This is a genomic window from Curtobacterium poinsettiae (assembly GCF_047226435.1).
Classification (GTDB): Bacteria; Actinomycetota; Actinomycetes; order Actinomycetales; family Microbacteriaceae; genus Curtobacterium; species Curtobacterium poinsettiae.
In genome coordinates, this window is the sequence record NZ_CP178434.1 from 2,800,417 (window position 1) to 2,813,841 (window position 13,425).

Here is a 13,425-nt window from a genome sequence, read left to right on the forward strand (position 1 = left end):
CGGGGTCTGAGGGAGCGGGTGGTCCTGGCCGGGTGACGGGTGCACGACCCCGCAGCAGCACCGCCCGCACCGGCGCCGGATACGCTCGGCGCATGACGGACCAGGGGTGGCACGAGGACGTGCTCGGAGCACCGTACGAGCGGCTCGAACTGCCGCTCGGCACCGACTCCGAGGGCCCCGTCGTCGCCACCCTGGTCCGCCGACGGCACACCCCGACGGACCTGCTGCTGCACGGTCGCGGGCCCCTGCACGGGGTCGATGTGCTCTACGTGCACGGCTGGTCGGACTACTTCTTCCAGGTCGAGCTCGCCGAACGCCTGGAGCGGCTCGGCGCCCGGTTCCACGCGCTGGACCTGCGGAAGTACGGTCGGAGTCTGCGTCCGCACCAGACCCCGGGCATGGTCGACGACCTGGCCGTGTACGACGAGGACATCGCCGCAGCGCTCGACGCGATCTCGGCCGAGCACCCCGGCTCGGACCGCCGCAAGCTCGTGCCGATGGGCCACTCCACGGGCGGTCTGACCCTGTCGCTGTGGGCGGCCCGGCACCCGGAGCTCGTGCACGGCCTGGTGTTGAACAGCCCGTGGCTCGAGTTCCAGGCCACCGCGGTGGGGCGGGCCATCGTCGCACCGGTCATCAGGCTCGGCGCGCGCCGGAACCCGCTCGCGCCGATGCCCGCCGTCGACCCCGGCTTCTACACGCGCACCGTCTCGGCCGAGGGCGAGGGGTCGTGGACCTACGAGCAGCAGTGGCGGCCGGAGCGCGGCTTCCCCCTGCACCCCGGGTGGCTCGCCGCGGTCTTCGACGGTCAGGCAGAGGTCGAGAAGGGGCTCGGCATCACGGTCCCGACCCTGGTGATGCTGAGCGACAAGAGCATGCTCCAGCCGCGGTGGGACCCGGGGATGGCGCGGGCCGACGTCGCCCTGAACGTCGACACGGTGGCGCACCGTGCGCTCTCCCTCGGTGACGAGGTCACGGTCCGCCGGCTCGCGGGGGCCCTGCACGACGTCGTCCTGTCCGCGCCGGACGTCCGGGAACGGGCGTACGACACCATCGAGCGCTGGGCGAGCACACTCCGGTAGTCCCGCGACGCTCCGCGAGGCGTGCGGCTCAGCCGGTCAGCCCGGCCACCGCGGCCCGGGTCGCCGCGGCGACCAGTGCATCCGACGGTTCCGCGGCGGCATCGGCCCGGCTCGTCATCACCACGAGCACGATCGGTGCTCGTCCCGGCGGCGTCACGACCGCGATGTCGTTCCGGACCCCGTAGGACGCCGTGCCGGTCTTGTCGGCGACCCGCCACGACGGGTCCACCCCGGCACGGATCGTCGCGTCCCCGGTCGTGTTGCCGAGCATCGCGTCGCGGAGCACCCGCCGGTCGGCAGCGTCGAGGACGTCCCCGAGCAGCACCGCCCGCAGGTCGGCCGCCAACCGCTCCGGCGTCGTCGTGTCACGCCGGTCGCCCGGCGTCGCCTGGTTCAGGTCGGGTTCGACCCGGTCGACGCTCGTCGTCTGGTCCCCGATGCCGCGCAGCCACCGCTCGACGGCGTCCGGGCCGCCGAGCCGCTCCACGAGCAGGTTGGCAGCGGTGTTGTCGCTGGACCGGAGCGCCGCGTCGATGAGCTCCCGGACCGTCATCCCGGTGTCGACGTGCTCGCTCGTCACGGGCGCGTACTCGAGCAGGTCACCGCGGTCGTAGTGCACGACGGTCGCCAGGTCGGCGTCGGACGAGGCGTCGAGGACCGCCGCCGCGATGAACACCTTCACCGTCGACGCGAACGCGAACCGCGCCCCTGCACGGTGCACGAGGTTCCGGCCGCTGCCGGTGTCGACCGCGGTGATGCCGAGCCGAGCGTCGTACCGCCGCTCGAGCGACGCGAAGGCCCGCGCGGTTGCGGGGTCGGTCGCCGGGTCGGTCGACGGCGCCGCTGCACCCGGAGCCGACGCAGCGGCAGAAGCAGGAGCCGACGCACCGCCCGGCTCGCCGGAACACCCCACCAGTCCGACCAGCACCAGGGCCGTCAGGGCTGTGGTCGTCGTCTTCGTCCCACCTCGCACGCCCCGAGCCTGCCCGACGACCGTGCAACTACCCTGAGCGGCATGCCAGCTCCCGCCGTCCGACTCACCCGCCTGGACCCCACCGGCACCGACCGCCCGGATCTGCTCGCGTTCCTGACGTCCGAGGAGTTCCCGTTCCACGTCCGACGGCGCATCAGCGCGGCCGACGCGGCGAGCGCCGTCGACTCCGGCGCCTACCGCGACGACGAGCACGACACGGCCTGGCTCGACCACGACGACCTCGGACGCATCGGGCTGGTCCGCCTCGAGGACCTCGCCGACCCCGTCCCCCTGTTCGACCTGCGCCTGGCCGGTCGGTTCCGGGGCCGCGGCCTCGGGGTTCCCGTCCTGCGTGCGGTGACCGACCACGTGTTCACGACGATGCCGGCGATCACGCGCTTCGAGGGCCAGACCCGCGAGGACAACACCGCCATGCGCCGGGTCTTCGTCCGTGCCGGCTGGGTGCAGGAGGCCCACTACCGCGAGGCGTGGCCTGTCGACGGCGGCCCGGCCGTCGGGTCGGTCGGTTACGGCGTGCTGCGTCGCGACTGGGAGACGGGCGAGACCACCCCGGTGCCGTGGGACGACGTCGCGCGGTGAGCGTCTGACGGCAGCCGCCAGCAGGCGGACGGGAGGCCCGTGGCGGCGCCGCCACGGGCCTCCCGTCCGTTCGTCGGTCGCGTCTCAGGACCGCGACAGGCGCGTGACGGTGGCGTGCGCGCCGTCCGCGATGAGCCCGTCCAGGGCGTCGCGGTAGGCGGCGACGAACCGTTCGTCGTCGACCAGGTCGCCGAAGACCTGGCGGTTCGCGATGAAGGCGAGGCGGTCCTCGCGCTGGGTCAGGGCGATGCGGTGCAGGGGCTCGGCGAGCCGGTCGACGATCTCGATGGGCTCGCCGGACTCGTCGGTGCCCTCGTCGTAGCGGGCCCAGGACGCGACGATGCCGGCGGACAGCGTGACGGGCCGACCGGCGGCCAGGTTCTCGCGCACGACGGGGAGCAGCCACTTCGGGATCCGGTCGCTCGACTCGGCGCAGAGCCGGGCGAGGGTGTCGCGCACCTCGGGGTTCTGGAAGCGCTCGATCAGGGTCGACTCGTACTCATCGAGGTCGATGCCGGGCACCGGGTGCAGCGTCGGTGCGCCCTCTTCGTCCATGTAGCGGCGCAGGAAGGTCGCGATCGCCGGGTCCTGTGTGGCCTCGTGCGCGTAGCGGTAGCCGGACAGGTACCCGAAGTAGCAGAGCCCCTGGTGGCTGGCGTTGAGGAGCCGGAGCTTCATGAGTTCGTACGGCTCGACGTCCTCGACGATCTGCACGTCGGCGTCCTGGTAGGGCGGCCGGCCGGCGGGGTGGTCGTCCTCGAGCACCCACTGGAAGAACGGTTCGGCGACGACGGGCCAGGCGTCGTCGATGCCGAGCTCGTCGCGGACCCATGCGCGGTCCTCGTCGGCCGTGACCGGGGTGATGCGGTCGACCATCGAGTTCGGGAACGACACGTGCTCGTCCATCCAGTCCGCGAAGGCCGGGTCCTGCAGCCGGGCGTAGGCGGTGAACATCGACCGGGCGACGTGCCCGTTGCCCTGGATGTTGTCGCAGGACATCACGGTGAAGGGTTCCAGCCCGCGGTCCCGTCGGCGGCGCAGAGCCTCGACCACCAGGCCGAAGACCGTGCGGGGCGGGCCGTCGCCGCGCAGGTCGGCGGCGACACCCGGCTCGTCGGCGACGAACTCGCCCGTGACGTGGTCGAAGTTGTAGCCGCCCTCGGTGATGGTCAGGCTGACGATCTTCGTGTCCGGGTGCGCCATCTTCTCGACGACGGCGTCGGGGTCGTCGACGGCGAGCAGGTACTCGACGATGCTGCCGACGACGCGGGACTCGCGGGTGCCGTCCGGGTGCTTGAGGACGAGCGTGTACAGGCCGCCCTGCTCGGCCATGGCGGTCGCCATCCGGCGGTCCTGCTCGAGCACGCCGACGCCGCAGATGCCGTACTCGCGGGCCTCGCCCTGCTGCAGGAGCCGGTCGATCACCATCGCCTGGTGCGCGCGGTGGAACCCGCCGACGCCGAAGTGGACGATGCCGGCGGTGATCCCGGCGCGGTCGTAGGTGGGGACGGCGACACCGTTCGCGGCGATCTCGTCGAGGGTCTCCGGGGACAGGCGGACGGGCATCGGGTACTCCTTCGTACGACGGTGGTTCGTCGGTCCAGTCTGGCACCGGACGCCTCCGCCTGAACACCGGTGCAGCACAGACGTTCACGCCGGGGGACGAACCTGGGGAAGCACCGAGCCTCATTGCACCGAGTGCATCGATGCACCTAGTGTTCCCTCTCGTGACCATCGTGACCGACCGCCGTGCCGCCCTCAAGGCGAAGCACCGCGCGGCGATCCTGCAGGCCGCCCGCGACCTGATCGACGAGCGCGGCGGACGCGACTTCAGCGTGGACGACCTCGCCGCCCGGGCCGACATCGCCCGGCGCACCGTGTTCAACCACTTCGCCTCGCTCGACGAGGTCCTGTTGGCCGTCTGCGAGCAGGAGCTGTCCGTCATCATCGACCGGTTCCTCGCCGACATGGCCCGGACGCCGGTGGGCGACGGCAGCCGGGCGTCGATGTTCGACGAGCTCGAGTCCGCGGCCCGCGGCGCCGACCTGGCCCCGGCGATCGCCGGCATGTACCGGATCCTCGGCGACCCCGGCAAGGACGACCCGAAGGCCGCGGTCCTGACCCAGACGGCGTTCTCACGCGTGACCGAACGACTCCGGCACGAGGTCGCCCGTCGCTACCCGGCCGCCGACCCCCTCGATGCAGCGCTGCTCGTCGAAGGCCTCATGAGCGGCATCGTCGTCATCGCGGAACACTGGCTGGCGACCTCCGGCCCCGACCTCGACCAGCCCGCCCTCGACGCGTGGGACGACCTGCTCGCCCGACTCGTGCACAGCGTCCGCAGCGGCTACATGGCCGACGACTGACACCACCCCACCTCCTCGTCCCCCAGGGGTCCACCGGCGCACCCCGCACCACCAGCACCTGACAACGAAAGGACCGCAGGCACTCCGCATGGCCGGTCTCCTCTACCGTCTCGGACGGTTCTCCGCACGACGCCACTGGCTCGTGATCATCACCTGGGTCGTGATCATGGCCGTCGCGGGCGTCACGTACACGCTCTTCGCCGGGACGATCTCGTCGTCGATCACCATCCCGAACACCAAGACCAGTCAGGTGCAGGACCAGCTCGCCGACAAGTTCCCGTCGGCGAACGGCGGCAACGGCACGATCGTCTTCGAGACGAAGGACGGCAAGGCGTTCTCGTCCTCGCAGCAGTCCGAGATCGACGACTTCCTGACCAGCCTCGAGAAGCTCGACGGCGTCAAGGGCACGACGAGCGGCTTCGCGACGCAGGACCGGCTCGACGAGCAGCGGCAGAAGATCGTCGACGGTCGCGACCAGATCGAGTCCGGCCGCGCGAAGATCGAGACCGGCCAGGACCAGCTCGACGCGCAGAAGGCGCAGCTGGAGTCCGGCAAGCAGAAGATCGCGGACGCGCAGGCACAGCTCGACGCGCAGAAGGCCCAGGCGCAGGCAGCCGGGGGCGCAGCCGTCCCCGCCGCGCAGGCGCAGGCCGCAGCGGCCCAGCTCCAGCAGGCCCAGGCGCAGATCGACGCCCAGCAGGCCCAGATCGACGCCGGCGAGCAGCAGATCGCCGACGCCCAGAAGAAGATCGACACGAACAAGCAGAAGCTCGACGACAACGAGCGGGAGCTCGAACAGGGCTCGGACCTGCTCGACCTGTCGAAGGACATCCGCTTCGTGTCGGACAACGGCAGCGCCGCGATCGGCACCGTCCAGTTCACGACGTCGACCTACGAGGTCCCCGCCGACACCAAGACCGCCATCGCGGACGACGCCGAGTCGGCCGACATCCGGGGCGTCAACGTGTACGTCTCGAACGACATCGCGCAGGGTGTGCCGTCGATCCTCGGACCGGGTGAGATCGGCGGTGTCATCATCGCCGCGATCGTGCTGCTCCTGATGCTCCGCACGGTCATCGGCGCCGCGGTCCCGCTCGTCAGTGCCGTCCTGGGCGTGGGCGTCGCCTCGCTCACCGCCCTGTCGTTCTCGAGCGTGGTCGAGTTCATCTCGGTCACGCCGGTGCTGGGGGTGATGCTGGGCCTGGCGGTCGGCATCGACTACTCGCTGTTCATCCTGAACCGGCACCGGACCCAGCTGAAGCAGGGCATGCAGGTGCACGAGTCGATCGGGCTCGCGAACGGCACCTCGGGCAACGCCGTGGTGTTCGCCGGTGCGACCGTCATCGTCGCGCTGCTCGCCCTGAACATCACCGGCATCCCGTTCCTCGGCCTGATGGGCACGGTCGGTGCGGTCGCGGTGCTCTTCGCGATCCTCATCGCGACGTCCTTCACGCCGGCCCTGCTGTCGCTGATCGGCATGCGGATCCTGCGGAAGAAGGAGCGCGCGAAGATCGGCAACACCGACTCCACGCGGATCCCGAACAAGCCCATGTCGAGCTGGCGCGCGGTCATCACGCTCGTCCTCGGCGTCGCGGTGCTCGGCACCATCGCGTTGCCGGCGACCCAGATGCGCCTCGGCCTGCCGAGCGGATCGTCCGAGGCCGTCGATTCCAGCCAGTACAAGGCCTACAAGACGCTCGAGAAGGAGTTCGGCGCCGGCCAGAACGGCCCGCTGCTCGTCGTGGCGACCCTGCCGGAGTCGATCAGCAAGAGCGACGTCACCGCGACCGAGGTCACCATCGGCCAGGCGATCGCGAAGAACGACGACGTCGAGGCCGTGCTGCCCATCGGTGCATCGAAGGACCGTGACATCGTCGCGTTCCAGGTGAAGCCCTCGGGTGGCCCGGACAGCGTCTCGACCGAGAACGTCGTGAAGGACCTGCGCGAGCAGACCGTCTCCACCGACGACGGCAAGGTCACGCTCGGCGTCGCAGGCAACGCGTCGGCGAACATCGACGTTTCCGAGAAGCTGTCGAACGTGCTGCCGCTCTACCTCGTGGTGGTCGTCGGACTGTCGCTGATCATCCTGATCATCGTGTTCCGGTCGTTCCTCGTGCCGATCACCGCCACCGCCGGGTTCATCCTGTCCGTGCTGGCGTCGTTCGGTGGTCTGACCGCGATCTACCAGTTCGGCTGGCTCGGCTCGGTCTTCGGTGTGCACGACCCGGCACCGATCCTGAGCTTCCTGCCCATCATCGAGATCGGCATCCTGTTCGGTCTGGCGATGGACTACCAGCTGTTCCTGGTGTCCGGCATGCGTGAGGCCTACGCCCACGGCGCGAGCGCGAAGGTGGCCGTCCAGCGCGGTCTGCACGCGGGTCGCGCGGTGGTCACAGCAGCGGCGATCATCATGATCTCGGTGTTCGCGGGCTTCATCTTCTCGGACTCGTCCACCATTAAGCCGATCGGCTTCGGGCTGGCGTTCGGTGTGCTGATCGATGCCTTCGTCGTCCGCATGCTGCTCATCCCGTCGGCGATGCACCTGCTCGGCAAGAGCGCCTGGTGGTTCCCGAAGTGGCTCGACCGCATCGTGCCGGACGTCGACGTGGAGGGCGCGAAGCTCGAGCGCTCCCACCCGGTCGCCGGGCACGAGGACACGCACACCGGCACCCACGCACTCCCCGTGGAGCCGGACGCGACGACGCACGACTCGGGGCACCCGCCCGCGCACCGCGCGTAGTCGACGCACCAGCGCAACCACCCTGGAGGCCCGGTGCCGGTCCACGAGACCGGCACCGGGCCTCCAGGCCGTTGCGCCTACCGCCCCGACGCATGCGTCCGCACCTGATGCGTCCGCAACGCGCGACAGAACACGCGTCGATCGACTGGTGTTCTGTCGATACCTGTCCCTGCATGGACGCGCCACCACCGCGCCTCAGACCACTTCGTGCACGAACGAAGTACCCTGGGCGCATGACCCAGACCGCACCGGACCCGCTCGCGCTCGACCGGCAGCTCTGCTTCGCGTTGGCGGCGACGAGCCGCAGCGTCATCGGGCTGTACCGCGACCTGCTCGAACCGATGGGCCTGACCCACCCGCAGTACCTCGTGATGCTCGCCCTGTGGGAACGGGACCCGCGGTCGGTGCGCGAGATCGCCGGCGAGCTGCGACTCGACTCCGCGACACTGAGCCCACTGCTCAAGCGACTGGAGGCCTCCGGCTACGTCCGCCGCACGCGCAGTGCCGCCGACGAACGCCAGCTCGAGGTCTCGCTGACCACCGCCGGACACGCCCTGCGCGACCGCGCCCAGGCGGTGCCGCTGGCCGTCGCCGACCGGCTCGGGTGGCCACTCGCTCGCCTGGAGTCCCTGAAGGACGAACTGACCGAGCTGCTGGAACGCGTCGACCAGGTGTGATCCGCGACCATCAGTGCCATAATGGTTCGTGCACGAACGAAAGGATGCACCGTGGGACGCTTCGGCCAGTGGTACGAACGATGGAACACGACGCTCATCGACAAGATGGGCCCCTCGCAGATCGGCGCCGGCCGCCCCGAGGGCATCGACGACCGGACGATCGACCGGGGCTGCCCCCTGTGCGGCAAGCCCCTCTCCCAGCACCAGGTGATCCGGCCGGAGGGTCAGGTGCGCTCGTCGACGCTGGTGTGCCCGCGCGACTGACGGCGCTGCCTGAAGAACTGCTCCGAGACGGAATTGCATCGGACAACTCGTCGTTCCCCCTGACGTGAAGCTCTTCGAACCCACCAACATCGGTGCCCTGTCCCTGTCGAACCGCGTCGTCATGGCCCCGCTCACCCGCACCCGCGCCGGTGAGCACGGCGTCCCGAACGACCTGCTCGTCGAGCACTACCGGCAGCGCGCCGGCCTCGGCATGATCATCACCGAGGGCACCTGGCCCGTGCAGGAGGGCCGTTCCTACCCCGGCCAGCCCGGCATCGAGACCGACGACCAGATCGCCGGCTGGCGCCGCGTGACCGACGCCGTGCACGCCGCAGGCGGCACGATCGTGATGCAGCTCATGCACGGTGGCCGCGTCTCGCACACCGACATCTCGCAGACGCCGCGCATCGTCGGCCCGTCCGCCGTCGCCGCTCCCGGCCAGACGCACCTGGCCGACGGCTCGAAGGCCGACATGCCCGTCCCGCACGCGCTGACCACCGCCGAGGTGCAGGAGGCCGTGCAGGGCTTCGTGCAGGCCGCCCGCAACGCGATCGCCGCCGGGCTCGACGGGGTCGAGGTCCACGGTGCCAACGGCTACCTGGTGCACGAGTTCATGTCGCCGGTGTCGAACACCCGCACCGACCAGTACGGCGGCTCCCCGGAGAACCGCGCGCGCTTCGCGATCGAGGTCACCACGGCCATCGCCGAGGCCATCGGCGCCGAGCGCACCGGCATCCGCCTGTCGCCCGAGCACGGGATCCAGGGCGTCATCGAGGACGACGCCGACGACGTCCGCGCCACCTACACGGCCGTCGCCGAGGGCCTCGCGCCGCTCGGGCTCGCCTTCGTCGACGTCCTGCACGCCGAGCCGACCGGCGACCTGGTGCAGCACATCCGCCGGACCACCGGTGCCCCGTTCATCGTGAACTCCGGCTTCTCGTCGCTCACCACCCGCGACGAGGCCATCACGCTCGTCGACGGCGACCACGCCGACGCCGTCGCCGTGGGCCGCGCCGCGATCGCCAACCCGGACCTCGCGCACCGCTGGGAGCACGACGCCGAGCTCAACGAGCCGCGTCCGGAGCTCTTCTACGGCGCGACCGCCGAGGGCTACACGGACTACCCGTCGCTCGCCGAGGCGCGCGCGACCGTCGCGTAGTCGACGCACCGACAGAACGGACGGAACGGACGGGAGGCCCGTGGCGAAACCGCCACGGGCCTCCCGTCCGTTCTGTCGGACTGAGCGCTTCATCAGTCGATCGTCTATTGAAATGCAGGACCGTCCCAAGTTGAGGGACGAAGTTGCTCGGACCATGCCGCAGCCATCAGCATCGCACAGCGTGATCGGTGGCCAGCGGACGCTCGAGGCAACTGAAGGGGCACCCCCGTGCACATCTCGCGCCGAACTGCGCTCATCGGCATCACCGCCGCCGTCCCGCTCGTCACGACCACGCTCGCGGCCCCGGCCGACGCGGCGACCCCCTCCGGCTCGGCCGGCTCCCCCGGGTCGACCGGCACCTCCGGTTCGGCCGACGCGGGTGTCCTGGCCGTGCAGCGCTGGCTCAACAAGACCTTCGGGCACGTGCACGGGTGGGTGCAGGTGGACGAGGACGGACTGACCGGCAGCGGCACCGTGCTCGGGATCGTGCAGGGAACCCAGTCGCTCCTCGGCATCTCCCCCGTCGTCGCGACGTTCGGTCCGACGACACGGCAGAAACTCGAGCAGCACGGGGACGTCGGCGCCGAGACGGGCGACGACGCCGAGACCTGGCGCCGGCTCGTCCAGGCGGGACTCATCTGCAAGGGCGCGTCGACCGTCTCGCTCACCGGTGCGTTCGACGCGGCCACCGTCGCGGCCGCCGAGGCCCTGCGGTCCGACCTGGGCGCAGCTCCCGGCGGGCTCCCGCTGTCGGCCCACCTGTTCGGCGCACTCCTGACCGTCGACCCGGTGCGGCTCGCCTCCGGCGGGTCCCGATCGGTCCGCACCGTCCAGCAGTACCTCAACCGCACGTACGCCGAGGCGGTCGGCGGCGCGTACGGCAGCACGAGCGGAGTCGTCGACACGAGCACGTACGCGGCAGCGATCCGCGCCGTGCAGGTCGCGGTCGGCGTCACGGTCGACGGAGCCTGGGGTCCGGGGACGGCTGCTGCACTCCGCGCCGCGGGACCGAGCGTCGTCGGCGTGGGGGCCACCGGCGCCTGGGTGCTGCTCGTCAAGGCGCTCCTCGTGCTGAACGGTGAGCGCGTCGTGTTCAGCAGCGCCTACTCCGCGGCGGACGCCGCGGTGGTCCGTGCGTTCCAGCAGTTCCAGGCGTTCCCGCCCGCCGAGCAGACCGGGACGTGCGACGCCGGCACGTGGGCGGCGCTGGCAGCGAGCACGGGCGACCCCGACCGGGCCACGACCGGGGCCGACACCGCCGTGCGCCTCGACGACGCGCGCGCTGCAGCCGTCCGCGCATCCGGCGCCACCGGCGTCGGCCGCTACCTGACGAACCACCAGCGGTCGGGGGCGCTCGACAAGGCCCTGACGCCCGACGAACTGCGCGTGATGGCGAGTGCCGGGCTCGGGCTGTGGCCGATCTTCGAGGAGGGCGGGTTCGCCGCTTCGTGGTTCACCGAGGAGCAGGGCGTCAAGGACGCCCACCGCGCCCACGACGCCGCTCGGGAACTCGGGATCCCCAAGCAGACCACCATCTACTTCGCCGCCGACTTCGACGCCACCGCCGCGCAGGACGAGTCGCTCGTGGTGCCGTACTTCCGCGGCGTCGCAGCCGGCCTGCGGGGCCGGGGGAACCTGTACAAGCAGGGCGTCTACGGATCCCGTGCCACGTGCACCGCGGTGAGCAGTTCCGGACTCGCGCACTTCTCGTTCGTCGCCGGGATGTCGCCGGCGTGGGCGGGCAACCAGCTCGAGTCCCTGCCGGGCAACTGGGCGCTCAACCAGATCCAGAACCGCACGGTCGGGTCGGGGAACGGGTCCACCGAGATCGACGCCGTGGTGGTCTCCGGGCGCGACCCGGGCGTCCCCGCGGCACGCCTGGCCGGCTGACGGCTGCTGACCGGGATCGAGCACCGCCGTGACCACCACGACCCCGCGTGACGACGAGCCGCACGCAGTGTTCCCGCACCGTGCCACCTACGTCTTCTCGAACTTCGAGGAGGCCATCTCGATGGACTGCTACTGCGACGAGGGCGCCGACCACTTCGGCGTCTACCCGTTCTACGACGAGGTCATCAAACCGATCATCGACGATCTGACCCGACGCTTCCGGCGCCGGTTCGGGAAGGAAACCCCGTGAACACCGCACACCCCACCACCTCGACCTCCGCCCGTCAGCGCGCCCGCCGGAGCGCCGCGACCGCGCTCGCCCTCGGCCTGCTCGCAGCGGGCATCGCACTGCCCACGTCGGTGGCGAACGCCGACACCCTGTCCACCTCGGCTGAACCGACGGGTTCCACGATGACCATCTCCCACGACGGTTCCGGTCCCGCGGCGTCGACGGCGCAGCTCGACACCCTCGGCGCGCTCATCCTGCGTCGACTCGAGCTCGCCGACCCGGTGGCCGAGTCGAAGTGGCTGAGCGGCAAGCCGGTCGCCGACCCGGTGCGCGAACAGGCCGTCGTCGACGAAGCGGTGACCCTGGCCGAGCAGCAGGGCGTCGACCCCGTCCTGGTGACCCGGGTGGTCCGCGCACAGATCGCCGCGAGCAAGGTCGTCCAGCGCGGCCTCATCAACCACTGGACGCACAACCCGTGGACCGCACCGACGACGGCACCGGACCTGGCGACCATCCGGCCCCAGCTCGACGCGATCGACACCGACCTGGTGACCGCGCTCGGCCAGCTGCAGACCGTGGCCCAGGACCACCGGTGCGCGCACCTGGTGGACGCGGAGCGGAAGCACCTCGACGTCGGACTCGACTCGCTGCACCGGAAGGGGATCGACGTGGCGTGGAACACGTTCTGCGCCGCCTGACCCGAACGGGGTGACGGGCCGCAGGAGTGAGCGGCCCTAGGATGTGGTGTTCACTGACCGCTCGATCCCGGGCGAGGAAGGACACCGCGCCAGATGAACCAGCGGCAGCTCGCCATGGAGGCGTCTCGACGAGCCATCATCGACGCCGCAGGGCAACAGTTCGCGGCCTTCGGCTACGAGGCGACCACGTTCTCCCGCGTGGCCGAGGCCATGGGCAAGCCGAAGTCGGCGATCGGGTACCACCTGTTCCCGTCGAAGAAGGACCTGGCGACGGCGGTCATCGAGCTGCAGCAGCAGCGCTGGCGTGAACTGTTCGACGCGCTGCCCGCCGAGCCCGGGCTCGAGCGCCTGACCGTGTTCCTCCTGACCACCGGGATCGACGTCCGCAGGGGTTCGGTCGCGGGCGGCGCCGTGCGGCTCCTGCACGAACTCGGCAAGGCCGGCGTGCCGGTGCCGCGCGGCTTCGACTGGTTCGAGATGACGCGCGGCGAGCTCGTCAGCGCCGGGGTGGCGGCCGCTGACGTCGACGCGGCCGAGGTCCAGCCGTCGGTCCTGCTGCTCCTCAACACGACACTGGGCATGGTGGACGGTTCGACACAGCTGACCGACGACGAACTCGTCGCGCAGCTCAAGGCCCTGTGGTCGCCGCTCTTCACGTCGTTCGGCATCGAGCGTGCCCCGGAGATCATCGACGCGGCCCGGCCGTACTCGCCCGGTTCCTGAGCGGTCGTCCCGTCCGGCGCACCC

13 protein-coding genes are annotated in these 13,425 nt (G+C 71.1%); 11 read left to right on the forward strand and 2 right to left on the reverse strand.

Annotated elements, in window-relative coordinates; translation table 11 throughout:
• Nucleotides 1-92: 92 nt before the first annotated feature.
• Entirely contained in the window at nt 93-1,082 is a 990-nt protein-coding gene (locus ACL00U_RS13155) for an alpha/beta hydrolase (RefSeq protein ID WP_214563079.1), read from the forward strand.
• Between the two features lie 28 nt (nt 1,083-1,110).
• Here ACL00U_RS13155 and bla read toward each other — a convergent pair whose 3' ends face one another.
• A complete protein-coding gene (gene bla, locus ACL00U_RS13160) occupies nt 1,111-2,055 on the reverse strand; it encodes a class A beta-lactamase (RefSeq protein ID WP_412873481.1) in 945 nt (314 codons plus the stop codon).
• A gap of 42 nt (nt 2,056-2,097) precedes the next feature.
• Here bla and ACL00U_RS13165 point away from each other — a divergent pair, with 42 nt between their 5' ends.
• Nucleotides 2,098-2,655: a GNAT family N-acetyltransferase gene (locus ACL00U_RS13165; RefSeq protein ID WP_259576132.1), complete on the forward strand. Its 558-nt coding sequence runs from the start codon at nt 2,098-2,100 to the stop codon at nt 2,653-2,655.
• An 84-nt stretch (nt 2,656-2,739) separates the two neighbouring features.
• Here ACL00U_RS13165 and ACL00U_RS13170 read toward each other — a convergent pair whose 3' ends face one another.
• A complete protein-coding gene (locus ACL00U_RS13170) occupies nt 2,740-4,221 on the reverse strand; it encodes a mannitol dehydrogenase family protein (RefSeq protein ID WP_412873482.1) in 1,482 nt (493 codons plus the stop codon).
• 161 nt (nt 4,222-4,382) lie between these two features.
• Between ACL00U_RS13170 and ACL00U_RS13175 the strand changes: the two genes are divergently transcribed.
• From ACL00U_RS13175 to ACL00U_RS13215, 9 genes are all read left to right on the forward strand, one after another.
• Nucleotides 4,383-5,021: a TetR/AcrR family transcriptional regulator gene (locus ACL00U_RS13175; protein WP_017888359.1), complete on the forward strand. Its 639-nt coding sequence runs from the start codon at nt 4,383-4,385 to the stop codon at nt 5,019-5,021.
• Between the two features lie 88 nt (nt 5,022-5,109).
• Nucleotides 5,110-7,761, forward strand: coding sequence for an MMPL family transporter (locus tag ACL00U_RS13180; RefSeq protein WP_412873483.1), 2,652 nt, complete (start codon nt 5,110-5,112; stop codon nt 7,759-7,761).
• Between the two features lie 233 nt (nt 7,762-7,994).
• A complete protein-coding gene (locus ACL00U_RS13185) occupies nt 7,995-8,438 on the forward strand; it encodes a MarR family winged helix-turn-helix transcriptional regulator (protein ID WP_017888357.1) in 444 nt (147 codons plus the stop codon).
• Nucleotides 8,439-8,489: 51 nt separating this feature from the next.
• Entirely contained in the window at nt 8,490-8,702 is a 213-nt protein-coding gene (locus ACL00U_RS13190; protein ID WP_017888356.1) for a hypothetical protein, read from the forward strand.
• A gap of 64 nt (nt 8,703-8,766) precedes the next feature.
• Nucleotides 8,767-9,861 carry an alkene reductase gene (locus ACL00U_RS13195; RefSeq protein ID WP_042540613.1) on the forward strand — a complete coding sequence of 365 codons (1,095 nt, stop codon included), beginning with the start codon at nt 8,767-8,769 and terminating at the stop codon, nt 9,859-9,861.
• A gap of 228 nt (nt 9,862-10,089) precedes the next feature.
• Entirely contained in the window at nt 10,090-11,751 is a 1,662-nt protein-coding gene (locus ACL00U_RS13200) for a glycoside hydrolase domain-containing protein (protein ID WP_214519548.1), read from the forward strand.
• Nucleotides 11,752-11,779: 28 nt separating this feature from the next.
• Nucleotides 11,780-12,001 carry a hypothetical protein gene (locus ACL00U_RS13205; protein ID WP_017888353.1) on the forward strand — a complete coding sequence of 74 codons (222 nt, stop codon included), beginning with the start codon at nt 11,780-11,782 and terminating at the stop codon, nt 11,999-12,001.
• Nucleotides 11,998-12,678, forward strand: coding sequence for a gamma subclass chorismate mutase AroQ (gene aroQ, locus ACL00U_RS13210; protein WP_017888352.1), 681 nt, complete (start codon nt 11,998-12,000; stop codon nt 12,676-12,678). The genes ACL00U_RS13205 and aroQ overlap by 4 nt, the downstream gene beginning before the upstream one ends.
• 93 nt (nt 12,679-12,771) lie before the next feature.
• Nucleotides 12,772-13,401, forward strand: a complete 630-nt coding sequence (locus ACL00U_RS13215) for a TetR/AcrR family transcriptional regulator (protein WP_017888351.1) — start codon at nt 12,772-12,774, stop codon at nt 13,399-13,401.
• The last annotated feature ends 24 nt before the right edge of the window (nt 13,402-13,425 follow it).

Bases quoted from the DNA above. Each gene is read 5' to 3' on its own strand.
- ACL00U_RS13180 (WP_412873483.1), top strand. From the start codon at position 5,110: ATGGCCGGTCTCCTCTACCGTCTCGGACGGTTCTCCGCACGACGCCAC.
- ACL00U_RS13170 (WP_412873482.1), bottom strand. From the start codon at position 4,221: ATGCCCGTCCGCCTGTCCCCGGAGACCCTCGACGAGATCGCCGCGAAC.
- ACL00U_RS13155 (WP_214563079.1), top strand. From the start codon at position 93: ATGACGGACCAGGGGTGGCACGAGGACGTGCTCGGAGCACCGTACGAG.
- ACL00U_RS13185 (WP_017888357.1), top strand. From the start codon at position 7,995: ATGACCCAGACCGCACCGGACCCGCTCGCGCTCGACCGGCAGCTCTGC.
- ACL00U_RS13165 (WP_259576132.1), top strand. From the start codon at position 2,098: ATGCCAGCTCCCGCCGTCCGACTCACCCGCCTGGACCCCACCGGCACC.
- ACL00U_RS13215 (WP_017888351.1), top strand. From the start codon at position 12,772: ATGAACCAGCGGCAGCTCGCCATGGAGGCGTCTCGACGAGCCATCATC.